Origin of the sequence: Aquirufa sp., assembly GCF_044342065.1 — a bacterium.
Lineage (GTDB): Bacteria > Bacteroidota > Bacteroidia > Cytophagales > Spirosomataceae > Aquirufa.
In genome coordinates, this window is record NZ_JBIIQN010000031.1 from 1 (window position 1) to 26,013 (window position 26,013).

The window sequence follows — 26,013 nt, forward strand, 5'->3', positions numbered from 1 at the left end:
TATTTTTCTAAGATTATCAGTAATGGTGAAATCGAATCACATGCTTTGAAATACCTTAGAGCTTCTTTAGAGTCAAACCAATGGACTTCAAAATCACAGGATCAAGTTATTTCATTACAAGTTGCTCAAGTATCAGACCAATTATCGGCTATCGGCCAACAGTTTGTTGATTTATACGATTTAACTTCTTCAAATTATTTTCTTTTTAAACTTATTAAAAAAGACCTAAAGAAAATCGCTCTACTCGCAACAATAACAGAGGAATTACATCAATACCAAAATGATAATTCTGCCGTATCTATATCTGAGTTTTCCAAACGTCTATATGATATTATCGCTAATGACCCTGTCCCATTTATTTATGAAAAGTTGGGCGATCGCTATAATCATATATTAATAGATGAATTTCAAGATACTTCGATGTTGCAATGGCAAAATTTTATGCCATTACTTGAACACGCTGTTTCGCAAGGAAAAAAGAACCTTTTGGTTGGTGATGCAAAGCAATCAATTTATAAATTCCGTGGTGGTGAAGTTGGCCTAATTTCTTCTTTGAAATCAGTTAATCAGGATTTTATTGATCGAAAATTACAAGAAAGCCCTTTGGATTTAGAAAGGTTCGATTACTTAAAGTTGAATCGTGAATTAAAAAGTCTTGATTCTAATTATCGTAGTGCTGTTGAAATTGTTCGTTTCAACAATGATTTTTTTGATTGGATTTCATCTAATCAAACATTTATGGATTGGTCCTCTTTGGTTTCCCCAATTTATGGAATCGATTTGAAGCAAGAGCCTAAAGTAGCTGCATCAAAATATTCGGGGCTGGTTGATGTGCTGATTTATCATAAACCTTTGGCTGAAAATCATCAGGAGTTAGAAGCTAATTGGATGTTGGATCGAATTTTAGAGTTGATTGATAAAGAGTTAGCTGCTGGATTTCAATACAAGGATATTGCAATTTTAACTCGAAAAAATAGGCAATCTAAATTTTTAGCTATTCAATTAAAGGAACGTAATATTCCTATTATTTCTTCGGATTCATTACTCGTGCACTATGCTAAAGTTGTTGGTTTTATAATCGCTTTCATGCGTCTTAAATCTGAACCTTCTGATGATTTTCGAATGAAGGAATTACTTTTTCAATATGCAGATCTTTGCCAAGAAGAACTTGATATTCAAACCATTGCGGAAAAGTATTCAAGGAAAACAGATTATTATCAATTAGCCCTTCAACATTTTCATGAAAGCGGATTTAGGTGTGAGTGGGATGAATCGCATCTAGTAGCCTGGGTTTATGGATTGGTATCTACCTTTAATTTAACGATGTATGCATCTGAGATTGAATATTTGTTTAAACTTTTGGATATCATAAATGAATTTGTTTTGACAAAATCAGACGATTTTAATTTATTCCTTACCTATTATGATTCAAACAAATCTGCCTTTAGTATTGCGAGTCCAGAAGGGGATAATGCGATAACCATATCAAGCATTCACCGTTCCAAAGGTTTAGAATATCCCGTTGTTATCACGCCATTTGTTAGTTGGACTCACCAGCCAAAAACAGAACAATTGTGGTTTGACTTAAAGCCGTTTAATTTCGATGTACTTCAATTAGCTAATAATCGGTCATTAAAATATTATTATGGAAAAGTCGTGCCGAACGAGTTGAATAATTTTGATTCGTTAAGTAGACAAAAGAAAGATGAATTCGATTCGGTTTTTTTAGACGCATTGAATATGTTATATGTAGCATTTACAAGGCCTAAGCAACATTTGCATATTCTTTTAGCTCAGCCGCATGTTGATGCACATGCTCAAACAAAGAATACATTTAAGAACTCTTTAGGTCAAATGGTTTTGGATTATTGTTTATCTAAACCCACTTTGCAAAAGCCAATTCCTGATTTTATTTCTGATCAAGACTCAATGCGTTATTTTCTATTGCATGCTTCGTCTCAGTTCATAAAATACGATGCTGATGTTCAAGAGGATAATATAAAGCAACTAGAATTAAGTACTCGGATTCAAAATGAAGTTGACTTCAGGATTCAAACGAATCACGATGATTCGTATACGTGTGCGCAATCAAGACGTGAACGCGGGGAAAAAGTCCATGATTTTTTATCCAAGATTCGAGATAATGATTTTTACAATAGTCATAAGAGTAGTCTGACCAAGCAATTGGATTCAGAAACAGTTGAATTGATAGATTCCTTATTTGATAATGCGTTGATTAGGTCATTTTTTCTTCCATCAGAATTATTATTTTCTGAACGGGATATACTTGCTCCGGATGGTGAAATTATACGCCCAGATCGGGTTATTCAAAAAAATGATATTACCTATATTATCGATTTTAAGACAGGAAAGGAAAATAAGTCCTATATCTCTCAAATGGAGAAATATAAAAATTGTTTAGTTCTTTTGGGATTCAAACAAGTTAAAGCCGTATTGATTTACATAGAATCTCAAAAAATTGAAGAGGTATAGGTTTCTATTATTATTAATTCTTTTAACCTTGGTGTTTGATTCATGCCAGCTCATTCGACAGGTAGGACATTCTGTTTTTAGTCGTGATGCTACAGGTGCTACAGGCTTCAATCCACGTGAGATATCAAATCTAATTGACGCTGCCAAGGAGTACAAGGGTGTAGTTTATAAAAGTGGAGGTGTCGATACTACCGGAATGGATTGTTCCGGTTTATTATATAGGGTTTATGTTGATCAAAATTACCTTATACCTAGGGTTTCTAGCCAACAAGCTATGTTTGGACTACCTGTTGGCACAGATGCAATTAAAGAGGGTGATTGGATTTTTTTTAAAACCAATAGCTCTTCAAACATAAATCATGTTGGATTAGTTACGAAGGTCATTAGCTCTAAGGAAGTATTATTTATACATGCTTCTACAAGCAAAGGAGTGAGGGAGGATAATTTGTTTTCTAAATATTGGTTTAATGTATTTGTAAAAGCTGTTCGGCCCTTTAAAAATATTTCCAAGTGAACGATGGATTCTATGCATTCTTAGCGTATTTTTGCATTCTTTTTTAAATAAATCATGGGAAAAAAAGTAATCATAATAGGAGCTGGAGGTGTTGGAAACGTAGTCGCAAAAAAATGTGCAATGAATCCTGCCTTCTTTTCTGAAGTTATTTTAGCATCGCGTACATTGAAAAAATGTGATTCGATTGCAGAGGAAGCAAAGAAAATAGGTTTGCCAACGGAAATTCATACGCGTCAAGTAGATGCTGATGATGTACCTGCCTTAATACGTTTGTTCGAAACCGAGAAACCATTTATGGTTATCAATGTGGCTTTACCTTACCAAGATTTAACAATCATGGATGCTTGTTTGGCTACAGGGGTACACTACTTGGATACTGCTAATTATGAGCCTAAGGATGAAGCTAAATTCGAGTATTCCTGGCAATGGGCTTACCAAGAGCGTTTTAAAGAAGCTGGTTTAATGGCTTTATTGGGTTGTGGATTTGATCCCGGAGTTACTGGTGTTTATACCGCTTATGCGAATAAACATTACTTTGATGAGATGCACTACCTTGATATCATTGATTGCAATGCTGGTGATCATGGCAAAGCCTTTGCTACCAATTTTAATCCTGAAATTAATATTCGAGAGATTACTCAAAAGGGTAAGTATTGGGAGAATGGTCAATGGGTTGAAATTGAAGCCATGTCTATTCATAAACCCATTAGCTATCCAAACATTGGACCAAAAGAGTCTTATCTTTTGTATCACGAGGAACTCGAATCATTAACAAAAAATTTTCCTACCCTTAAGCGTGCACGTTTTTGGATGACCTTTGGACAGGCGTATTTGACGCATTTAGAAGTTTTGCAAAACGTAGGCATGACATCTATCCAACCCATTAAGTTTAATGGAATGGATATTGTTCCACTTGAGTTTTTAAAGGCAGTATTACCAGAACCAGGGACTCTAGGAGAAAATTATTCAGGTCAAACCTCCATTGGTTGCCAGATCAAGGGAGTTAAGGATGGTAAAGACGCAACGTATTATGTTTATAACAATTGTCACCATGCGGATTGCTTTAATGAAGTTCAAGCGCAAGGTGTTTCCTATACTACCGGTGTTCCTGCTATGATAGGTGCTTCATTAATGTGCGAAGGTATTTGGTTTAAGCCGGGTGTTTACAACGTAGAGGAGTTTAATCCAGACCCATTCATGGAGTTGTTGAATGTCCATGGATTACCGTGGATTGAAGAAATTAATGGTGAATTGCCTAACGAATACTAGGATGCAGCTATATCCAGAAATTTCATCGCCTGCTTATGTAATTGAGCAAAATTTATTGCTCTCAAATTTGAAGCTTTTGCAACGTGTTCAACAGGAAGCAGGAGTGGAGATTATATGTGCGTTAAAAGGGTTTTCATTTTATCATGTCTTCCCTATTGTTAAACAGTATTTAGCTGGATCGACAGCAAGTTCTTTACATGAAGCGCGTTTAGCATTTGAGGAAATGGGAATGAAATGCCATGCCTATACGCCCGCTTATTTACCTAGTGAGTTTCCTGAATTCATGAAGTATGCTAGTCATATGACGTTTAATTCATTAAATCAGCTTGAGCAATTTTCCTCAACAGCAAAAGATCAAGGTATTTCTTGTGGCATTCGAATTAATCCAGAATATGCTGAAGTAGCTACTGATATGTATAACCCCTGTATTTCGGGTTCTCGCTTAGGTATTCGTCGAAGTGATTTAGGAAGTACCCTTCCTGTGAATGTAGAAGGCTTGCATTCGCACACTTTGTGCGAAAATGATTCATATGTTTTGGAACGTACTTTAGCTGTTATTGATGCTAAGTTTGGTGATCTATTACATCAAGTAAAGTGGTTGAATTTAGGCGGTGGTCATTTGATTACGCGTGCTGATTACGATGTAGATCATTTAATTCACGTGTTGCTAACATTTAAAGCCAAATATCCACATTTGCATATTATTATGGAACCTGGTTCTGCCGTTGGCTGGCAAACGGGTTTTTTAAAATCGAGCGTTTTAGATATTGTACATTCTGCGGGTATTGATGTGGCTATACTAGATATTTCTTTTGCCGCGCATATGCCAGATACCCTTGAAATGCCATATAAACCTCGTATTCGTAATGCATCATCGGAACCGGAGGTGGGTAAGCCAACCTATCGGTTTGGCGGTATGACTTGTTTAGCAGGTGATTATTATGGTGATTATTCCTTTGATGAGCCACTTAAAATAGGGGATTCCATTATTTTTGAAGATATGATTCACTATACCATGGTTAAAACTACTACGTTTAATGGAGTTAATTTGCCAGATATAGGTATGATTGACATGCATGGAAATTACCAACGATTTAAGCATTTCGGATATGAGTCATTTAAAGATCGTTTATAAAAAAAAAGGACTTCGATTGAAGTCCTTTTTTGTGGAGAAGATCGGGCTCGAACCGACGACCTCTTGCATGCCATGCAAGCGCTCTAGCCAACTGAGCTACATCCCCAAGCTTAGAAATTTACGCGAACACCAAGTCCGCCTTGTAAGTTCAGGAAAAACGGATTCGGAAATATTTCAGCATAAAATCCAATTTCAGTAAAGAAACTTAAGTTGGGTGCATCAATAGGAAAGTACTCTAATCCTCCTATCGCCGTTGCTCCCATGCCAGTTACGCGATCACGCCCGTCAGCTGGATTATTACTTGTTTTGTTTGGATACCAATCACGAGAATTAATTTGTGGACCAAAGCCATAATAAGTATGCAAGTCAGCATTTACTAGGGTAGGGTGATGCCATAAATACAGAACATTTACAGAATATCCAATATTTTGAAATGTTCCATCTTGATATTTTCTATCGGTACCCCAAAGTCCGCCATAGGTACCTAAGTTCACCTCTATGGCGTTAACCCCATTTTCGGAATATTTTCTTGCCATAAACCCCCCCGGTTCTCCAACCCTAAATCCTGCAGCCCAATCTTTTAGTTGGCCAAAAGCCAAAGGACTCGTCAGCATTAGTAATACCATTAGGGTAATTTTTGGGAGAATTATTCTCATAGGTAAAAGGATTTAATCTTTTGTAATAAGGCCCTATTTTCGGTTGGCAAACCAATGGTTATGCGAATCGATTCCTCACACAAAGGTACATTACTTCTATTTCTAGTTATAACTTTTTCATCAATTAGGTAATCAAATAATTTCTGAGCTTGTTCAAAGTTAACTAATAAAAAATTTGAATGACTAGTATATATTTTTTTTACTTGAGGTATTTTTTCAAACTCATTTACCAAATTTCTTTTTTCTTCATTTATCAAATTAAGGGCATCTTTTACAAATTCCTTATTAGAAAGCGCTTTTAAGACGATTTCTTGCGTTGCTCCACCGATATTATAGGGTGGTTTAATTTTATTCAACAAGGCAATAAGCTGAGGATTTGCGAATGCCATGCCTAAACGTAATGATGCCAAGCCATACGCCTTGGATAGGGTTTGAAGTATGATAAGTTGTGGATAAGTAGCTAATTCTTGTATAAAACTCGGTTCATCGGAAAAATCAATATAAGCCTCATCAATAATTACAAATCCAGTCTTAAATGAATCAAGTATTTGATAAATAGACGAACGATTTATTTTATTACCTGTTGGGTTGTTGGGTGAGCAAATAAATATCAATCGAGTAGAATCATTTATCTCATTTAATATCCCCGATACATTTAATTGGTAATCAGCATTTAAGTTAACTCGATTAATTGAGATATTATTAATTGACGCACTAACTTCATACATGCCATAAGTAGGAGGGCATATAATAATATTATGTAATCCTGAAGCACATGTCATGCGCATGAGTAAATCGATAGCTTCATCAGATCCATTTCCTAAAAATAGCTGATCCTCGTTACATGATTTTATTTCGGCTAATTGAGTTTTGATACGACGTTGTAGTGGATCAGGATAACGATTCCAGGCGTTAACGAGATTTCCCGAGCCTATCGGGTTTTCGTTTGCGTCGAGAAATATACCTTCTTCGCCCTTAAACTCATCCCTTGCAGATGAATAGGGTTTTAAACTCCAAATATGGGGCAATATATAGTCTTGGTAATTCATTAAGTTAAACGAATTTTTACTGCGTTAGCATGTGCTTGCAATGATTCAGCTTCTGCCATGGTAATTACACTAGGTCCTATGTATTCTAGTCCCGCTTTACTTATGGCTTGTAGTGTTATTTTTTTAACAAAACTATCCAAGTTTACTCCCGAGTATGCTTTGGCAAAGCCGTTGGTTGGTAAGGTATGATTTGTCCCAGAAGCATAATCACCAGCTGATTCAGGTGTATAATGTCCAAGAAAAATGGATCCTGCATTTGTGATTGAATTAGCCATTTCTTCTGCATCATCACATGCCAATATTAAATGTTCTGCTCCATATTCATTTAATAATTCAATGGCCTCTGCCGTTGATTCAGTTAATATAAATTGGGAATTCTTCAATGAGCTTTCTGCGAAATCCTTTCTAGGTAGCGTATTTAATTGAGATATTACAGCTTGAATAGATTGATTTAACATATTTTCAGACGTACTAACAAGTACGACTTGTGAGTCATGCCCATGTTCAGCTTGAGATAGTAAATCAGATGCAATATATGCAGGATTTGACGTTTCATTAGCGAAGATAGCTACTTCTGAGGGGCCTGCCGGCATGTCTATTGCAATACCCAAGCGATTGGCATATAATTTAGCCGCGGTTACGTATTGATTACCGGGGCCAAATATTTTGTATACTGCAGGTACACTTTGGGTACCTAATGCCATTGCAGCTATTGCTTGTGCCCCCCCGAGTTTAAACATTTGTGTTACTCCACATAATTGAGCTGCATAAAATAAGGCTGGGTGATCACCAGGTGTACACAAAACAATTTCTTTACATCCTGCTATTTTAGCAGGAATAGCTAACATTAATATGGTTGAAAATAAGGGTGCTGTTCCACCAGGAATGTAAATTCCTACACGCTCTATGGCTGTGGATTTTTGCCAGCAAATTACTCCAGGACTTGTCTCTATTCTTTTTTCAACTAGTTTTTGTGAATCGTGAAATTTGTAAATATTATGGTAGGCTACTTGAATGGCTTCTTTTAATTCATTGGGAACTAGATTAGCTAATTCATTAATTTCTCTTTGCGTGTACTGTAATTGTTCAAGTTGCTTTTTATCAAATTGTAGGGTTAATGATTTTAAAGCCTCGTCTCCGGTTAACTTTACCTGGTCAAAAACATCTTTTATAAGCGTATCCAACGAATCACTGTCCAAAGATGGTCGTTCGCAGATTAGCTTATAGTTGCTTTTGCTTGGATATTTTAAAATAGAGAACATCTTATAAAATCATTTTTTCTATGGGTAGCACGAGAATTCCTTGAGCACCCGCTTCACGCAAGGCTTCAATAATATCCCAAAAATCATTTTCAGAGATAACGGAGTGTATAGATACCCAGCCTTGCTCAGCCAATGGCATAACTGAAGGTGCTTTCATTCCTGGTAAAAGTGATTTAATTTTATCTAAATCGGACGCTTTAGCATTTAATACCACATATTTAACATTTTGTCCTCTTTGAACTGAATCGATACGAAATAATAGCTTCGCAAGAATTGCTTTTTTTTCAGATGATAATGATTTGTTTGCGATTAAAACGGCCTGGCTTTGAAATACAGTGGCTACTTCTTTTAAGCCATTGCTTAGCAATGTTCCACCTGTAGAAACAATATCGCAAATAGCCTCAGCCAAACCTATGCTTGGGGCTATTTCAACCGAACCTGAGATTTCATGTGTGGTTACCTGAATACCTTGTTTGGTTAAAAAGGCATTGGTCAAATTAGGGTAGGAGGTTGCTATATTTTTACCTTGAAAATAGTTTATGCCCGAATATTCTTCATTTCTAGGTATAGCTAATGATAAACGGCATTTAGAAAAACCAAGTTCTTTAACAATGTCAACTTGACGAACGTGTTCCATAAGTACATTTTCACCAATAACGCCTAAGTCTGCAACACCATCTTCCACATAGCCTGGTATATCGTCGTCACGAAGAAATAAAAATTCAATTGGAAAATTACTTGATACCGTTTTGAGCTTCGACCCCCCCGATTCAAACTTTATACCACAAGACTTGAATAGTTTAAGTGATTCTTCGCTTAAACGTCCTGATTTTTGTACAGCTATTCTAATATTTTGTGACTCCATTTGATAATAAGCTAAAAATAATCAAGCCCCGAAATAATTCGAGGCTTGTAAATTAAGATGTTAAATAAACATTTTAAGTGGATCCTCGAGGTATTGCTTCAGTGTTAACAGGAATCCTGCTCCTGCAGCTCCGTCTGCCACTCTATGGTCACATGTTAATGTTAATTTCATGATATTGGTTGCGTAAAACTGTCCGTTTTTAACACCTACAGTTTCTTTAATTCCACCAACGGCCAAAATACAAGATTCAGGGGAGTTGATAATGGATGTAAATTGGTCTATACCAAACATACCTAAATTACTAACCGTAAACGTATTACCTTCCCAATCCTTCGGTTGTAGCTGTTTTGACTTGGCTTTACCGCCTAATTCTTTTGCCTCAGCTGAAATTTGCGCAATGGATTTCTCATTTGCAAAACGAATAACGGGTACCAACAAACCATCTTCTACAGCTACTGCCATTCCGATATGTACATGTTTGTTGACACGAATCCGATCTTCCATCCAATATGAATTAATCTTAGGATGCTTAGTTAAGGCTAATGCGGTAGCTTTAATTACCATATCATTAAATGATATCTTTACGGGTAATACTTCATTCAGACTTACGCGCGCTTCAATAGCCTTATCCATATTTATTTCCATCGTGAGATAAAATTCTGGAGCACTAAATTTAGATTCTGATAGGCGACGCGCAATGGTTTTACGCATTTGGCTATTCGGAATATCTTCGAAACTTTCAACACCCGAAATAAAGGTCGACATGGCTCCACCTGAACTTGGATTATAATCCTCAATATCATTTTTTGTGATACGACCACCTTCACCTGTTCCTTTTATCCAATTTAAATTATATCCTTTTTCTTTTGCTAATGCACGTGCTAATGGAGATGCTTTAATTGAATCTTCGGAGATTCGTTCTTTGTCAGTGGTCGAAGGTGTTGAGTTTGTTTCGACAGCTTTAGGAGCATCTGCTTTTGTTTCAGCGGCAACAGGAGATGCCAGCGGAAGTTCAACCGCTGGTGCAGGTGTTTGCTTTTCAGCAGTTAAAATGGGTTGGAAATCAGTTCCTGGTTCTCCCACTATCGCAATTATTCCATCCACAATAATTCCCTCACCCTCTTTTGCTCCTATGTATAATAGCGTACCATCTTCATAGTTCTCTAATTCCATGGTTGCTTTATCTGTTTCAACTTCTGCGATGATATCACCACTTTTTACCACATCCCCCGTCTTTTTTAACCATTTCGCAATGACACCTTCAATCATCGTGTCGCTCATTTTTGGCATACGAACGGCCTTTGCTTTAATGGCACTTAAATCAATTGCAGGTGTGGCAGTAACAGCAGCGGGGCTTGGTGCTGGCGCTTCTTGTATGACTTCAGCAGATTGATTGGTAGTTGTTGAAGGCACAGGTGCTTCTAAAAGCGCTGAATAATCCTCTCCGGGAGTGCCTACGACTGCTATAATGCCATCTACTGGGACAGCTTCTCCAGCTTTAACTCCAATATATAAAAGGGTTCCATCTTCATAATTTTCTAATTCCATGGTTGCCTTGTCAGTTTCCACTTCGGCAATAATGTCTCCAGACTTAATTACGTCCCCTTCTTTTTTAAGCCAATTTGCAATTACACCTTCAATCATGGTGTCACTCATCTTGGGCATTCTAATTACTTCAGCCATGCTTTTATATTTGAATTTCAAAAATACGCTTTATACGCTTATTCTAAAAGATTTTATTAAAAATTATTTGCTTTAATCAAGTTTTAAAACTGCCATAAAAGCTTCTTGAGGGATTTCTACATTACCTACCTGACGCATCCGCTTTTTCCCTTTCTTTTGCTTCTCCAATAATTTTCGTTTACGCGATATATCTCCACCATAACACTTGGCTAATACGTCTTTACGTAAAGCCTTAACCGTTTCGCGAGCAATAATTTTTTGCCCTATTGCGGCTTGAATAGCAATTTCAAATTGTTGGCGTGGTAATAGCTCTCGTAACTTTTCACACAAGCGCTTTCCCCAGTCATAAGCCTTATCGCGGTGTACAATTGCTGATAGCGCATCAACTTTTTCCCCATTCAACATAATATCAAGTTTTACCATATAGCCCGGCTCATAGCCTTTGTATTCGTAGTCAAGCGAAGCGTAACCTCTTGATATCGTCTTTAATCGGTCAAAAAAGTCAAATACAACCTCAGATAAAGGCATGTCAAATGTTAATTCTACACGATCTGTCGTTAAATAGATTTGATTTACCAAAATCCCACGCTTGTCCATGCACAAACTCATGATCACACCAGTATATTCTGCTTTTGTAATGATTTGAGCTTTGATATAAGGTTCTTCGACGATATTAATCAAGTTGGGTTCAGGAAGTTCACTGGGTGCCGAAACCCATTGTGTTTCACCTGCTGTAGTGATAACTTTGAATTTAACCGAAGGCACTGTTGTTATCACCGTCATATCAAACTCGCGCTCTAAGCGTTCCTGAACAATCTCCATGTGTAACATACCCAAAAATCCACATCGGAATCCGAATCCCAAGGCTGCTGATGTTTCAGGTTCCCAAACTAGCGATGCGTCATTTAATTGGAGTTTCTCCATTGCATCACGTAAATCTTCAAATTCTGATGTTTCTACTGGATAAATACCCGCGAATACCATTGGTTTTACTTCTTCGAATCCTTGAATTGCTACGAGACAGGGGTTAGCTACTTGCGTAATGGTATCACCTACTTTAACTTCTTTGGCTTCCTTGATTCCAGAAATCAAATAACCCACATCCCCTGTTTTAATAATCGACTTGGGTTCTTGTTCTAATCCAAGTGTTCCAATTTCATCCGCAAAATATTCTTTACCCGTATTAATGAATTTTACCCGATCACCTTTTCGAATTTCTCCGTTATATACGCGGAAAATTACTTCAATGCCTCGGTATGAATTAAAGGTAGAGTCAAAAATTAAGGCTTGAAGAGGCTCCCCTGGCTCACCTTTAGGAGCTGGTACGCGTGAAACGACAGCATCCAAAATAGCTTGTATGCCAATGCCTTCTTTTCCCGACGCATGAATGATATCCTCTTTTTTACAACCAATTAAATCTATGATTTGATCAGATACTTCATCTGGCATCGCACCAGGTAAATCAATTTTATTTAAAACCGGTATAATTTCTAAATCATGGTTGATAGCCAAATATAAATTAGAAATAGTTTGAGCTTCAATACCCTGTGATGCATCAACAATTAAAAGCGCGCCTTCACATGCGGCAATCGACCGAGATACCTCATATGAAAAATCTACGTGTCCGGGCGTATCAATTAAGTTGAATGTATATACTTCACCATCTTTGGGGTATTGCATTTGTATGGCATGCGACTTAATCGTGATTCCTCGTTCACGCTCTAAATCCATATCATCTAATAATTGATTCATCATATCCCGCTTTTGGACGGTATTGGTAAATTCAATTAATCGATCTGCCAAGGTACTCTTACCGTGATCAATGTGTGCAATAATGCAGAAGTTGCGAATGTTTTTCATCTATGTATTTTACTACTAATATGTTTGGCTTACCCATTGCATGAGAAGTGCCGAAATATACCCTCCATAAGTCCCTATCGCATAACCAAGTAAGGCTAAGATAACTCCCAATGAAGTAAGTGCCGGACTTATCGCTGTTGCAATAACGGAAGCCGAGGCTATTCCTCCCACATTTGCTTGCGATGCAATCGCCATATAATGGTATGGGGCTTTTATCCATTTTCCAACTACAAATATAGCTAAGCCGTGAATGCTTATCCATATAAATCCAGTAAATAGTAGGATTGGAGTAGAAAATAAATGACTAAGTGATATTTTAAGTCCGATGGATGCTATAATGAAATACAAAAATAAGGTGGCAATGACATCGGCTCCTGCATAAAAAAGTTTTCTTAAAGGACTAAATCCTAGTACTAGGCCAAGTGAAGTACAAATTAAAAACGTCCAAAAGCTTGAATTTAAAAAACTGATACCGATAAATTTAGATAAGAATAATCCTGCAGAATTACTTAGCAGTGTGATAGCAAAACCAAATCCAAGTATGTATATCAAGTTGTTAAATGTGAATTTTTTAACCAATAGGTCTTCATCCAAATTGCTTGGAATCAAACTTGCCTCATATTCCGCTTTTAGATATCGATTTAATCGATCTTGAAATGGAATAATAAACAACAGCATAGCTAGCCAAGTTTCCCCAAAAAATACATCTACCGTAACTGCTTTTGCTAATTCATTGGGTGTTGGTAAAAATATGGCATTTAAAGCCATTTGATTCGCAGTTCCTCCAATCCAAGATCCAGCAATCGTAGCCAGTCCTTTATAAGATTCCGCATTAAAATCGTTCGGAAAAAATAAATGACTTAAGCTTAATGCCATTGGTCCTCCTACTATGATGCCCATGGCTCCTGCAAAGAATAATATGATAGGTTTATTACCGATTGATTTGAGTTTTTTCAATGGCAACCCCAATGTGAAGTAGAAAATACAGAATGGTAATAATATTTTTCCTAATGTGCTATTCAAGTCACTCTCCCTGATATCAATTATATGATACTCCACAAGTAATGAAGGGAGGAAATAACAGAACAATAGGGGAGGAACGGCTGCAAAAAGTAATTTTAATACTCGAATATTCAATTTGGCTAAGTAAAAAATACAAGCCAACATGATGATTAGACTAATGAATATGGCTAGTTCCCCTTTAATCATCCTTTTGACATTAAGAATTCAATTTCATCTATATCAATAGGGATATTGGCCATTAAATTAATTGCAGGTCCATCAGTAATTAACAGATTATTTTCAAGACGTATTCCGATTCCTTCCTCTCGTATGTATATACCTGGTTCGCATGTCAAGACCATTCCGGCTTCGAATGGTTTGTATTTGTCCCACACATCATGAACATCTAATCCCAAATGATGTGCTACGCCATGCATAAAGTATTTCTTAAAGAGGGGATGGTTAGGGTCTTGATTTTCAACGTCTTGTCTTGTAAATAAACCTAACTCAATCAATTGATTTTCCATGAATGCTTCAACTGCTTTTTGATAGTCAACCCAAAAAACACCTGCGCGCATGATCTCAGTCGCGTAATTTAATACGGCTTGTACGGCTAAGTATACTTGTCTTTGTCTTGCGCTGAATTTTCCATTCACTGGAATAGTTCGCGTCATATCGGCATTATAATTTCCATAACAAGCACCTACATCTAATAAAAGTAAATCTCCATCTTTACATTCACGTTCATTTTCGATATAATGAAGTACACAAGCATTAGCTCCAGAAGCTATGATGGGTGTATATGCAAATCCACCACTACGCAATTTGATGAATTCGTGGATAAATTCAGCTTCAATTTCGTTTTCCCAAACTCCAGGTTTGGTAAAGTTTAATACTCGTCTAAATGCACTTTCTGTAATATCGATTGCCTTTTGCATAGCACCAATTTCTGCAGATTCCTTCTTCATACGTAATGTATTTAAAATAGGAGCGAGTCGGCCGATGCGATGCAAAGGATATTTTTCTTTTATTTCTTGAACCAAACGCGCATTTTGTGTTTCTACTAATGAACTATTACGCATATGTTCATTATCAATCATATATATGGATTCAGCAGAATAGACTACTGTTTTTAATATACGCTCAAAACTACTTGTCCATTGAATATTTTTTATTCCACTAATTTGGGTCGCCTCTTCTTGGGTATATTTATGACCCTCCCAAATGGCTATTAATTCTGAGGTTTCACGAACAAAAGCTATTTCGCGTAAATGTTCTTCCGGTGCATCAGGATAAATCAAAAGTAGCGTTTCTTCTTGATCTAAGCCTGACAAATAAAATAAATCGGTTTGCTGTTTAAATCCCATACTACCGTCAGCATTTGTGGGCATGATATCATTTGAACTAATGAGTACCAAAGATTTAGGAGGTAATTCCGCAATTAGTTTTTTGCGATTTTTAACAAAAAGGTCAGAAGGAAAAGGTTGATAGCGCATCTTATTTTTTACACTGATATATGATTTCTTCCATGGGCAATGCCATTCGAGTACTTTCGTTGAATCCTAATTTCTCAATCATATTTACTGAATTAACAGTAAATCCTGATTTTTCTAATTGCAAACCAAAATCTCGGCCATATATTCGCAAATGATCGTCTTGTAAGTAGTGAATTTCTCGCTCTTTGGGATCTGTAATACTGGCATCCTCATAAGTAGTTTCTAAATCATAGCGTTGAGGACTTTGGCACAAAGCAAATCCGTCTGGTTTTAATACACGACGAATTTCTTGCATGCAACGAACATCATCTTTAACGTGTTCTAATACATGATTGCAGAATACCACGTCAAAAGCATTATCCTCAAATGGTATATCATGTAAATCCATTTTAACTTTTGCTAAGGGCGATTCAATATCGGCTGTGATGTAATTTTCTCCTAAGTACTTTTCAAAACGGTCAATAAAACAATATTCTGGTGCCACATGCAATACGCGAGGCTTTTTCGTGTAAAATGTTGTTTCGTTTTTAAGAAACAAATGCATTAAACGATGACGTTCTAGACTTAAACAAGAAGGACATAGTGCATTTTCTCGCGGTTGCAATCGTCCATAGGGTAAAAATTTCGAAAAAGAATGATCACATACTGGACAGTATACTTTGTTGCCTGTTAAAAATAGGCTATAAAGTTTAAGGAGTCTGTGTGCAAATAATTGGATAACTTTTCTCGGAATATGTCGAAGTACCCAGCTGATTATATATTTCATACAACAAAAAAAAGGAAGGTTTTTCGAATTAAAAACCTTCCTCATGTAAATTTTAAATTCTTATAATTCGCGAAGCCAAATATTACGGAAGCTTACCGCATTGCCATGGTCTTGTAAGCTGATTGGTCCAGGGCCATGCACAGGATTTTTTGGTTGTCCGATGTATTCCGTTGTACCTTGAATTTTTGTGTGATTTTGTACTACGATGCCATTGTGCATAACTGTTATATAGGCCGGTGTCTCAATGCCACCATTCACAGTAAATACGGGAGCGGTATAAATTATATCATACACATTCCATTCACCCATTGCAGAGGTGGCATTAACCAAGGGAGCAGATTGTTTGTAGATACTTCCTGCTTGGCCATTTCGATACGTTCGGTTCTTATATGAGTTTAATACTTGTACTTCATACATTCCTTGCATAAAAACCCCGCTATTCCCTTTTCCTTGACTTTTTAAGGTTTCGGGCTCTACAGGAGATTGCCATTCAATATGTAATTGGTAGTTCGTGAATTTTTGTTTCGTAGATATATTCCCAGCACCACGCACAACGGTCATTTTACCATCTTCTACTTTCCAAGCAGCTGGACTTCCATCTTTTGCGGTTTCCCAGTTTGCTAGACTTTTCCCATCAAATAACACAATCGCATCTGAAGGAATTGTGCCGGGAGTAACCACGCGTACTTCTGGATCCCAGTATTCAGTAACATCTGGTTTGGTAGGGTTTGTCACAACGTGACGATGATCTTGCGCGATTGAACCATAGCTTATTCCTAAGCTAAGTAAAGCGAAAATAACTTTCATGTTTTTCATAGGTAGATGAGATGTTTTTTGAACAAAAAAAAACCGGTAAAATATACCGGTTCTAATTTCAAGAAATTATTACTATTTAGCAAATGAAGCTTTGATAGCTTCAATATCAACTAACTTAATAATTGGTCTTTGTTTTAAGATTTTAATAGCTTCAACTTTATTGTTAGCTACTGCTTTATTTCTTCTGTCTTTTCTTTTTAGTCTAGTTACGGCCATGTTGATAATAATTTTGGTGTGCAAAAATAGGAATTATTGCTTATATATCAAATAATCTGCCTCGAATAATTAAATTTGTTTTATGAAAGTAATTCAAAAGCCCAACAACGCAAGAGGTACAAGAGATTTTGGTCCTAAAGAAATGGCCCTACGTAATTATGTTTTTTCAATAATTAAAAGGCATTTTGAAGCTTTTGGTTTTCAATCAATCGAGACTCCTGCAATAGAAAACCTTTCAGTATTGACTGGTAAGTATGGCGATGAAGGGGATCAATTGTTGTTTAAAATCCTTAATTCAGGGGACTATTTAAGTAAGGTTAATGTTGAAGATTTTGAACTTGGTTCTAAGGTTTTGATGCCTAAAATTGCAGAAAAGGGCTTAAGGTATGATTTAACGGTTCCTTTTGCGCGATTTGTTGCCATGAATCGGAATGATATTGCATTTCCTTTTCGCCGTTCGCAAATCCAGCCTGTTTGGCGTGCTGATCGGCCTCAAAAAGGTCGATATCGAGAGTTTTATCAATGTGATGCCGATATTATTGGTTCAGACTCTCTTATCAATGAAGTTGAATTGATAGCCTTGTTTCAAGCTATTTTTTCCTCATTGAATCTTAAAACCAACATGGTTATTAATTCGCGTAAAATTCTTGCTGGGATTGTGGATACCCTAGGTGCCAATGATTTATTTGTTTCGTTCGCAGTTGCTGTAGATAAATTAGATAAAATTGGTTGGGATTCTGTTGGTTCAGAATTACTAACAAATGGGTTTTCACAGGTACAGATTGATTCGCTCCAAAAGTTGTTTAGTTTTCAAGGAGACAATGCCGCAAAAATTCAGATGCTAGATGATTTTTTTGGCAAAAATGTAATTGGCCAACAAGGCTTAACCGAGATTCGGAGTGTGCTAGAATTGTCTTCCTTAAATGGTTATGATAATTCAAATGTTCTTTTTGACTTTAAATTGGCACGCGGTTTGAGTTATTATACCGGTCTAATATATGAAGGTAAGGCGGTGGATTTACCTTTTGGTTCTATTGTCGGCGGAGGACGTTACGATAATTTAACGGAATCCTTTGGATTACCTAACATGAGTGGGGTCGGAATTTCGTTCGGTATCGAACGTATTATTGATGTAATGCGAGAATTGAATTTGTTCCCTGATATTATGCTTAGTGCTAGTAAGCTTCTTATAACATATTTTGATGAAAATGGTCAAGGTTTAGCCGTTAAAATAGCAAATGAATTGCGTAAGGCTAATATTCCAACGGAGGTTTATCCTGATATTGCAAAAATTAAAAAGTCTTTTGAATTTGCCGATAAAAAGGGAATTCCATTTGTCGGAGTAATTGGTGAACAAGAAATTCAAGATAATTCAATTGCTGTAAAGGATATGAAAAATGGAGAACAACGTGTGCTCTCCATTTCAGAATTAATACAATATTTATCAGACATTTAGCGCCAAGCTTTAAACTGATTAATTAATCCATTCGTTGAACTGTCATGCGAATGGATTTTTTCGTTATTTGCTAATTCAGGTAGAATGGAGTTAGCTAATTGTTTTCCTAATTCAACACCCCACTGGTCATAGGAAAACACATTCCAAATGACGCCTTGAACAAAGATTTTATGTTCATACAAGGCAATCAAGGCTCCTAATGTTTTCGGTGTGATCTGTTTAACAAGTATTGAATTCGTCGGTTTATTTCCTTCGAAAACTTTAAAGGGACTGAGTCTAGTTATTTCTTCTGCGCCTAAGTCAGCATTTTTTAATTCTTGTTCCACTACTTCCTTTGATTTTCCATTCATCAAAGCTTCAGTTTGAGCAAAGAAATTTGACATTAATAACGTATGATGATTACCTATTTTATTGTGCGTAATAGCTGGTGCGATAAAATCGGCTGGTATTAATTGTGAGCCTTGATGAATTAACTGGTAAAATGCGTGTTGGCCATTTGTACCAGGTTCTCCCCAAATGACAGGTCCAGTTGCATAATCAACGCGGTTCCCATTTCTATCCACCGTTTTTCCATTGGATTCCATATCTCCTTGTTGGAAATAAGCGGCAAAGCGGTGCATATATTGGTCATATGGAAGTATAGCATGCGTAGCTGCTCCAAAGAAATTTACATACCAAATACCAAGTAAGGCGATTATAACGGGCATATTTTGATCAAAAGATGCCGTTTCGAAGTGTTTATCCATTTCGTTAGCACCTGCCAGCAGTAATTCAAAATTCTCATATCCTATTGATAAGGAAATAGATAAACCAATCGCCGACCAAAGTGAATAACGCCCACCAACCCAATCCCAAAATTCAAACATATTAGCTACATCAATTCCAAATTCACTAACAGCTTTCGCATTCGTTGATAGAGCAACAAAATGCTTTGAGACAGATGATACTTCGATGGCTTGATCAAGGAACCATTTTCTAGCCGAAAAAGCATTGGCCATGGTTTCTTGTGTCGTAAATGTTTTTGATGCAATAAGGAATAGGGTCGTTTCTGGGTTAACTTTTTTTAATGTTTCTGCTATATGCGTACCATCCACATTACTTACAAAGTGTATATTTAAATGATTTTTATAGGGCTTTAATGCTTCTGTAACCATAACAGGTCCTAAATCTGATCCACCGATACCAATGTTAACCACATCAGTAATGGCTTTTCCCGTATATCCTTTCCATTCACCTGATATAACTTGATTTGTAAAAACACGCATATGCTTTTTTACAGCATTAATCGCAGGCATAATATTTTCCCCATCAACAAGTATTTTTTCATCGGATCTAGCGCGTAATGCGGTATGCAAAACCGCACGATTCTCATTTTGATTGATTTTATCCCCCCTAAACTGTGCCTTTATAGCTTCTCCTAATTTACATTCGTTGGCCAGCTCAATCAAGTGTAAAAAACTGGTTTCATCCAGTATATTTTTCGAATAGTCGAGTAATATATCTTGATTCAGTATACTGAATTTTGATTGTCGGTTAGAATCTGCTTGAAACAATTCTTTAATCGTGATAGCTTCTAATCTTTGGCGATCTTGACTTAGTAATTGGAAAGCTTTTGTATTTGCAAAGGCAATATTTGATAAGGACATTGAGTAAAGGCTAATTAATTCTCAAAAATACAATTAAATCAGGTATGAAAAAAGGGATACAAGCCCTCATTGCACCTCTAATTTTTTATGTTGCTAGGCTATAAATTAGGCTGTGGTGTTTTACGCAAATAAGGTTTCACGCTTGTAAATCCTTTAGGGAATTTAATCTCAGCATCTTCATTTGAGACAGATGGAACAATTATGACGTCATCACCATTTTGCCAATCCGCCGGTGTAGCTACTTGATAATTGGCTGTTAACTGCAATGAATCAATTACGCGTAGTATTTCAGTAAAATTCCGACCTGTCGAAGCAGGGTAGGTGAGCGTTAACTTAATTTTTTTATCTGGTCCAATGATAAATACTGATCGCACAGTGGCTTTTTCTGACGCATTGGGATGAATCATATCATACAAAACAGCTACTTTTTTGTCAGGATCTGCAATTATAGGGAAGTTCACTTTTACATTATTAACTTCCTCGATATCGGGTACCCATTTATTATGTGAGTCTAAGTCATCAACTGAAATTGCTATGGCTTTAACACCACGTTTTAAAAAATCACCTGCTAACAAAGCCGTTTTACCTAATTCAGTGGTACATACTGGTGTGAAATCTGCTGGATGACTAAACAATAATACCCAGGAGTCATTAATCCATTCATGGAAATTAATAGGTCCTTGCGTTGTGTTGGCAGTAAAATCTGGTGCGATGTCGCCTAAATGTAAAGACATGATGTGAGGGTTTAAATTAATATATAAATTCTATCAAATATATAGACTTTATTAATAATAAAAAAAGCAATTCTAAAATAGAATTGCTTTTAACATTACACTTCATCAACAAACTAAAAACCAATTAATTAAAAAGCTGTAGGAGAAGGATTCGAACCTCCAAGGTGCAGTTAGCCTCGACACAGAACTGATTTAGTGGTCAACCCATTATGCCGTGTTTATTCTGATATCACCACCCCCGAGACAGGAGGGCACGTCTGCCAATTTCATCACCCTACAGTGAAAAATAACTACCTTTGTAATTATCTGCTAACAAATATAGATGATGTTTTTAATTATTTCAAAATATTTTAATAAAAATATCAATTTATTGGATAATTTTTAAAAATTTTACCTAAATATTAAAAAATTCGAATGGATAAGAAGACAGATTTAGATCCTTTAGATTACAAAATATTAGAAATATTAGTTGATAACGCCAATTTGCCTTACACGGAAATTGGTCAACGTTTGGATGTTTCGGGTGGTACTGTTCACGTAAGAATGAAAAAAATGGAATCGCTAGGTGTGGTAAAAGGTGCTCAGTTACTCATTGATTATTCTAAAATTGGATGGGATATTTCAGCATTTTTGGGAATATACCTTGATAAAAGTTCGCTATATGAGGATGTGGCTAAACAATTAGAAGCTATTCCAGAAGTAGTTAATATTCACTATACAACAGGAATTTATAGCATTTTTGCTAAAATAATATGTAGAGACACCCAGCATTTACGCGAGGTCCTTCATGACAAAATACAACGTGTTAAAGGTATTCAAAGAACAGAAACTTTTATTTCTTTAGAAGAAAGTTTGATTAGAAATACACCTTTATTTTAATTTATTTAGATTCATTCTATTTAAATGCTTCTATTTTATAAATTGATTTGTAATTTTGTATTCTAATTTATAAAGCGAGATGGCAGAGCACCCAGATGATATTTTGTTGGAAGTAACAAATTCAGACTATAAGTATGGATTTGAATCGAATTTTGAGACTGATGAAGCTCCAATGGGTTTGGATGAATCAATTATTCGATTTATATCCAATAAAAAAAATGAACCTGAGTGGATGTTTGAGTGGCGCTTAGCGGCATTCAATCACTGGAAGACGTTGAAGGAACCAGATTGGGCCAATCTAACTTATACGCCTTCTGATTATCAAGCACTAAAGTATTATTCTGCACCTAAGCCCAAAAAGACGCTTAATTCCTTAGATGAAATAGATCCTGAATTAAGGCGGACATTTGAAAAGTTGGGTATTTCGTTAGATGAACAAAAACGCATATCAGGGGTTGCTGTCGCTGTAGACGCTGTCATTGACTCTGTTTCTGTTGCGACTACGTACAAAGAGACTTTAGCTGAGAAGGGAATTATTTTTTGTTCTATATCAGAAGCCGTTAAGGAGCATCCAGCGCTTGTTAAGAAATACTTAGGCAGCGTAGTACCTGTTAAGGATAATTTCTTTTCTGCTTTAAATGCGGCGGTATTTTCAGATGGTTCTTTTTGCTATATTCCAAAAGGAGTTAGATGCCCAATGGAATTATCCACTTATTTTCGAATTAATGCCTCAGGAACTGGTCAATTTGAGCGCACGTTAATTATTGCTGACGAAGATTCCTATGTAAGTTATTTAGAAGGTTGCACTGCGCCTCAACGTGATGAAAATCAGTTACACGCTGCGGTAGTGGAGATATTTGTCCATAAGGGTGCAGAGGTAAAATATAGCACCGTGCAAAATTGGTACCCTGGCGATAAGGATGGCAAAGGTGGCATTTTCAATTTTGTGACCAAGCGTGGGATTTGTGATGGGGCAAATTCAAAATTATCGTGGACTCAAGTAGAAACCGGTTCTGCGGTTACTTGGAAATATCCCTCTGTAGTACTCAAAGGGGATTATTCGATCGGGGAGTTTTATTCAGTGGCTGTAACGAATAATTACCAACAAGCTGATACAGGAACTAAAATGATACATTTAGGTAAGCATTCTAAATCTAGGATAGTGTCTAAAGGTATTTCAGCGGGATTTTCTCAAAATTCTTATCGGGGACTTGTACAAGTAGCACGTAAAGCTGATAAATCTAAAAATTTCTCTCAATGTGATTCCTTATTGTTAGGTGATAAATGTGGTGCTCACACTTTTCCCTATTTGGAAGTTAAAAATAGTTCTTCATCTGTTGAACATGAAGCCACTACTTCTAAAATTGGCGAGGATCAAATCTTTTATTGCAATCAGCGAGGTTTATCTTCTGAAACCGCTGTTGCACTGATAGTTAATGGCTATGCAAAAGAAGTTTTAAATCAACTTCCCATGGAGTTTGCGGTAGAGGCTCAAAAATTATTAGCCATTTCATTAGAAGGTTCTGTTGGTTAATACTTAATGCCTCCTGTATGTATAGCCAGTATATTGCTATTCGGCGTAAATATATCTTTTTGAATTAAATCATAGAGTCCATAAAACAGCTTTCCGGTGTAAATGGGCTCTATTTTTATTCCATGTTTTTCTTCGAATCTTTTACAAAACTCGTTTATTTTTTCGGGTCTATTTCCATATTTTCCAAATATGTAAGCCGTGTAAAGTTTATGAATGGCTATGTTTAACGAAATAGCATTCGATTTAATCTCTTCTAGGTTGTTTAACGTTAAAATGCCATGAATATTTGAAGAAACAGAAGCATGACATAGTCCAAGATAGGTAGCTCCAGTGCCTACTGGACAAAAAATATGATGATATTTGGACTCATCAGTTTCATTTATAATTGTAGCGACACTTTTTGTAGCTATTTCTCCAAAACCGCCTTCTGCGATGATGAGAGCGTTTTGTATGTCAACTTCCTTGGGAATGAATTTTTGTTTGTAATCCGTCCTAGTAACAAATTTCAAATCCATTCCCCAATCTTTCATTTGCCTTAAAAAGATGTTACTTTCTGCTGTTAATTCTTCACCACGTATCACGCCGGTCGAAGATAGTTTGAATTTGTTGGCCACAAAGGCCAAAGCATATAAATGGTTGGAATATGCCCCTCCAAAACTTATCACATGCTTTTGTCCATTTAGTTGCGCTAATTCAATATAATCACGTAATTTGCGCCACTTATTCCCGCTGATGATGGGGTGAATTAAATCATCTCGTTTGATAAAAACGCGAACATTTTTTTGCTCAAAAAGTTCATCATGGATTTCATCGATTTTCGATGGTAGCTGTAAGAATTGTTTTTCAAATTGTAAGATGTCCATAGAACCAGAAATAGACCCAATTGAATCAGAAGATGATCTATTTGAGCATTTTAACTTTATTGTTGACAAAGGTCAACAATTGTTAAGAATAGATAAATACTTATTATTAAAAATTGCTAATTCAAGTCGTTCGAAGATTCAGGCAGGCATTGAAAATGGTGCTGTTAAAGTTAATGATGAACAAATTAAATCAAATTACAAGGTTAAGCCTTTTGATGAAATAAGCGTTTCATTTTCAAATCCTCCACGAGATACTGAAGTTATTGCAGAAGATATACCCATTGATATCGTTTTTGAAGATACTGATTTAATGATAATCAATAAAGCCCCTGGTATGGTCGTTCATCCTGCGCATGGAAATTGGTCAGGGACATTAGTTAATGGTTTATTGTACTATTGTCAAAATTTACCCGGTACTAACGCAATCCGACCTGGTTTGGTGCATCGGATTGATAAAGATACATCAGGTTTATTGGTCATAGCAAAATCTGAATTGGCCTTGCCATTCCTGGCTAAACAGTTTTTTGATCATACCATTGAAAGAACATATTATGCTATTTTATGGGGTGTTCCTAAAGAATCGAAAGGTACTTTACGTGGCAATATCACACGTCATCCAAAAGATCGTAAAATTATGCATATGTTACCAGAGACCAGTGAAGAGGGTAAATTAGCAATAACGCATTATGAGGTTATAGAATCATATGGATTTTGTTCTTTCGTGAAGTTTAATTTGGAAACTGGTCGAACGCATCAAATTAGGGCTCATGCTCAATCAATTGGGCACCCACTAATGTCCGACTCCTCTTATGGTGGCGACAAAATACGGTTTATGAGTACAAGAGCTAATTTTAAGCAGTTTGTCGATAACATGTTTAAACTTTGTCCACGTCAAGCACTTCACGCGCATTCATTAGGTTTTGTACACCCAAGTAGTCGTGAATGGGTTCAATTTGAAAGTGAACTTCCAGATGATTTCAATAATTTACTAATTAAATTGAGAAATTTTACAAACGACTGATTATGATAGAAATTCGCAGAGCTACCATAGACGATATTCCATTAATTTTAGCATTAGTCAAGGAATTGGCTTTGTATGAAAAGGCTCCACATGAGGTAACAGCAACTTTATTGGATTATAAAGCATGTGGATTTAGCGATCATCCTTTGTTTTATTCTAATTTGGCTTTTTATGAGGGGAAATTAGCAGGCTTCGCTCTTTGGTATTTCCGTTTTTCAACGTGGAAAGGCAAGCGTTTCTATTTAGAAGATCTTTATGTAAAAGATGAATTTCGCGGAAAGGGGATAGGTAAACAACTTATTGAAACTTGTATAGATGAAGCTAAAAATACCAACTGTACTGGTATGATGTGGCAAGTTTTGGACTGGAATACACCTGCTATTGAATTTTACAAACAATACCATGCCACATTTGATGGCGAATGGCTCAATGTTAACTTGAATTTATAACGAATGGCGATCAGCAAAATAATAATCATTTGAGAAGCGCCCTTTAGTTTTTTCTAATATCATTTGTGCAGCACGTTTACCCATTAATGCAAAGTCGTTTGAAATTACCGAGATACCTTCTGATATTATTTCTTTTAACGGGGTATCATCATACGATATAACGCCAATTTCATGACCAAATTTCCAATTTCTTTTTGTGCACCAATTGATCATTTTAATTAAATCAAACTCCCTAAAAACGATATAAGCTTCTTTTTCTTTAATATCGACATCTTCTTCTAAGTCGGGAATGATGTCATACGTTAATTCATTATCCGTACAAAATTTCGTAAATCCATTTATAATACCA

At 36.2% G+C, this 26,013-nt stretch carries 24 protein-coding genes and 1 tRNA gene; 9 read left to right on the forward strand and 16 right to left on the reverse strand.

What is annotated here, in order from left to right:
* The 4 genes from ACIQZ2_RS09900 to nspC all read left to right on the forward strand — a co-directional run.
* On the forward strand, positions 1-2,493 hold a 2,493-nt coding region (locus tag ACIQZ2_RS09900), incomplete at its 5' end, for a UvrD-helicase domain-containing protein (RefSeq protein ID WP_395768697.1).
* 31 nt (positions 2,494-2,524) lie between these two features.
* Positions 2,525-3,007 (forward strand): C40 family peptidase, encoded by a 483-nt coding sequence (locus ACIQZ2_RS09905; RefSeq protein ID WP_395768719.1) that lies wholly within the window; start codon positions 2,525-2,527, stop codon positions 3,005-3,007.
* Positions 3,008-3,061: 54 nt separating this feature from the next.
* Positions 3,062-4,276, forward strand: a complete 1,215-nt coding sequence (locus ACIQZ2_RS09910) for a saccharopine dehydrogenase family protein (RefSeq protein ID WP_395768698.1) — start codon at positions 3,062-3,064, stop codon at positions 4,274-4,276.
* A 1-nt stretch (position 4,277) separates the two neighbouring features.
* Positions 4,278-5,411 (forward strand): carboxynorspermidine decarboxylase, encoded by a 1,134-nt coding sequence (gene nspC, locus ACIQZ2_RS09915; RefSeq protein ID WP_395768699.1) that lies wholly within the window; start codon positions 4,278-4,280, stop codon positions 5,409-5,411.
* A gap of 32 nt (positions 5,412-5,443) precedes the next feature.
* Here nspC and ACIQZ2_RS09920 read toward each other — a convergent pair.
* From ACIQZ2_RS09920 to ACIQZ2_RS09975, 12 genes are all read right to left on the reverse strand, one after another.
* Positions 5,444-5,517 (reverse strand) — tRNA-Ala (locus ACIQZ2_RS09920).
* A 4-nt stretch (positions 5,518-5,521) separates the two neighbouring features.
* Positions 5,522-6,067 carry a hypothetical protein gene (locus ACIQZ2_RS09925; protein WP_395768700.1) on the reverse strand — a complete coding sequence of 182 codons (546 nt, stop codon included), beginning with the start codon at positions 6,065-6,067 and terminating at the stop codon, positions 5,522-5,524.
* Positions 6,064-7,116 (reverse strand): histidinol-phosphate transaminase, encoded by a 1,053-nt coding sequence (hisC, locus tag ACIQZ2_RS09930; RefSeq protein ID WP_395768701.1) that lies wholly within the window; start codon positions 7,114-7,116, stop codon positions 6,064-6,066. Before hisC ends, ACIQZ2_RS09925 begins: the two co-directional genes overlap by 4 nt.
* Positions 7,116-8,378 (reverse strand): histidinol dehydrogenase, encoded by a 1,263-nt coding sequence (gene hisD, locus ACIQZ2_RS09935; protein ID WP_395768702.1) that lies wholly within the window; start codon positions 8,376-8,378, stop codon positions 7,116-7,118. The genes hisC and hisD overlap by 1 nt, the downstream gene beginning before the upstream one ends.
* Before the next feature lies 1 nt (position 8,379).
* The gene (gene hisG, locus ACIQZ2_RS09940) at positions 8,380-9,243 is read right to left on the reverse strand and encodes an ATP phosphoribosyltransferase (RefSeq protein ID WP_395768703.1); all 864 of its coding nucleotides are present in this window, start codon (positions 9,241-9,243) and stop codon (positions 8,380-8,382) included.
* Positions 9,244-9,303: 60 nt separating this feature from the next.
* A complete protein-coding gene (locus ACIQZ2_RS09945; RefSeq protein ID WP_395768704.1) occupies positions 9,304-10,926 on the reverse strand; it encodes a 2-oxo acid dehydrogenase subunit E2 in 1,623 nt (540 codons plus the stop codon).
* A gap of 72 nt (positions 10,927-10,998) precedes the next feature.
* Positions 10,999-12,786, reverse strand: a complete 1,788-nt coding sequence (gene lepA, locus ACIQZ2_RS09950; protein WP_395768705.1) for a translation elongation factor 4 — start codon at positions 12,784-12,786, stop codon at positions 10,999-11,001.
* 15 nt (positions 12,787-12,801) lie between these two features.
* Complete coding sequence (locus ACIQZ2_RS09955) at positions 12,802-13,995, reverse strand: DUF819 domain-containing protein (protein WP_395768706.1); 1,194 nt, start codon at positions 13,993-13,995, stop codon at positions 12,802-12,804.
* Positions 13,992-15,284 carry an aminopeptidase P family protein gene (locus tag ACIQZ2_RS09960; RefSeq protein ID WP_395768707.1) on the reverse strand — a complete coding sequence of 431 codons (1,293 nt, stop codon included), beginning with the start codon at positions 15,282-15,284 and terminating at the stop codon, positions 13,992-13,994. Before ACIQZ2_RS09960 ends, ACIQZ2_RS09955 begins: the two co-directional genes overlap by 4 nt.
* 1 nt (position 15,285) lies before the next feature.
* Positions 15,286-16,050: a class I SAM-dependent methyltransferase gene (locus tag ACIQZ2_RS09965; RefSeq protein WP_395768708.1), complete on the reverse strand. Its 765-nt coding sequence runs from the start codon at positions 16,048-16,050 to the stop codon at positions 15,286-15,288.
* Positions 16,051-16,110: 60 nt separating this feature from the next.
* Positions 16,111-16,866, reverse strand: coding sequence for a DUF1080 domain-containing protein (locus ACIQZ2_RS09970; protein ID WP_395768709.1), 756 nt, complete (start codon positions 16,864-16,866; stop codon positions 16,111-16,113).
* Positions 16,867-16,938: 72 nt separating this feature from the next.
* Positions 16,939-17,082: a hypothetical protein gene (locus ACIQZ2_RS09975; protein WP_377976088.1), complete on the reverse strand. Its 144-nt coding sequence runs from the start codon at positions 17,080-17,082 to the stop codon at positions 16,939-16,941.
* Positions 17,083-17,164: 82 nt separating this feature from the next.
* Here ACIQZ2_RS09975 and hisS point away from each other — a divergent pair, with 82 nt between their 5' ends.
* Positions 17,165-18,538, forward strand: a complete 1,374-nt coding sequence (hisS, locus tag ACIQZ2_RS09980) for a histidine--tRNA ligase (protein WP_395768710.1) — start codon at positions 17,165-17,167, stop codon at positions 18,536-18,538.
* Here the strand turns inward: hisS and pgi are convergent.
* Together pgi and ACIQZ2_RS09990 are read right to left on the reverse strand one after the other, a co-directional pair.
* Positions 18,535-20,184, reverse strand: a complete 1,650-nt coding sequence (pgi, locus tag ACIQZ2_RS09985) for a glucose-6-phosphate isomerase (RefSeq protein ID WP_395768711.1) — start codon at positions 20,182-20,184, stop codon at positions 18,535-18,537. The genes hisS and pgi overlap by 4 nt on opposite strands.
* A 98-nt stretch (positions 20,185-20,282) precedes the next feature.
* The gene (locus ACIQZ2_RS09990) at positions 20,283-20,918 is read right to left on the reverse strand and encodes a peroxiredoxin (RefSeq protein WP_395768712.1); all 636 of its coding nucleotides are present in this window, start codon (positions 20,916-20,918) and stop codon (positions 20,283-20,285) included.
* Between the two features lie 414 nt (positions 20,919-21,332).
* On the opposite strand from ACIQZ2_RS09990, the gene ACIQZ2_RS09995 reads away from it, so the two are divergent.
* The gene (locus tag ACIQZ2_RS09995; RefSeq protein WP_395768713.1) at positions 21,333-21,797 is read left to right on the forward strand and encodes an Lrp/AsnC ligand binding domain-containing protein; all 465 of its coding nucleotides are present in this window, start codon (positions 21,333-21,335) and stop codon (positions 21,795-21,797) included.
* Positions 21,798-21,876: 79 nt separating this feature from the next.
* Positions 21,877-23,331 carry a Fe-S cluster assembly protein SufB gene (gene sufB / locus ACIQZ2_RS10000; RefSeq protein ID WP_395768714.1) on the forward strand — a complete coding sequence of 485 codons (1,455 nt, stop codon included), beginning with the start codon at positions 21,877-21,879 and terminating at the stop codon, positions 23,329-23,331.
* Here the strand turns inward: sufB and ACIQZ2_RS10005 are convergent.
* A complete protein-coding gene (locus tag ACIQZ2_RS10005) occupies positions 23,328-24,194 on the reverse strand; it encodes a 1-aminocyclopropane-1-carboxylate deaminase/D-cysteine desulfhydrase (protein WP_395768715.1) in 867 nt (288 codons plus the stop codon). The two genes, sufB and ACIQZ2_RS10005, sit on opposite strands and share 4 nt — an antisense overlap.
* Between ACIQZ2_RS10005 and ACIQZ2_RS10010 the strand changes: the two genes are divergently transcribed.
* Both ACIQZ2_RS10010 and ACIQZ2_RS10015 read left to right on the forward strand, forming a co-directional pair.
* Positions 24,187-25,215 carry an RluA family pseudouridine synthase gene (locus ACIQZ2_RS10010; RefSeq protein ID WP_395768716.1) on the forward strand — a complete coding sequence of 343 codons (1,029 nt, stop codon included), beginning with the start codon at positions 24,187-24,189 and terminating at the stop codon, positions 25,213-25,215. The genes ACIQZ2_RS10005 and ACIQZ2_RS10010 overlap by 8 nt on opposite strands.
* A gap of 2 nt (positions 25,216-25,217) precedes the next feature.
* Entirely contained in the window at positions 25,218-25,664 is a 447-nt protein-coding gene (locus tag ACIQZ2_RS10015; RefSeq protein ID WP_395768717.1) for a GNAT family N-acetyltransferase, read from the forward strand.
* On the opposite strand, the gene ACIQZ2_RS10020 is transcribed toward ACIQZ2_RS10015, so the two are convergent.
* Positions 25,659-26,013, reverse strand: a 355-nt coding sequence (locus ACIQZ2_RS10020; RefSeq protein ID WP_395768718.1) for a substrate-binding domain-containing protein, incomplete at its 5' end; no start/stop codon positions are given. The two genes, ACIQZ2_RS10015 and ACIQZ2_RS10020, sit on opposite strands and share 6 nt — an antisense overlap.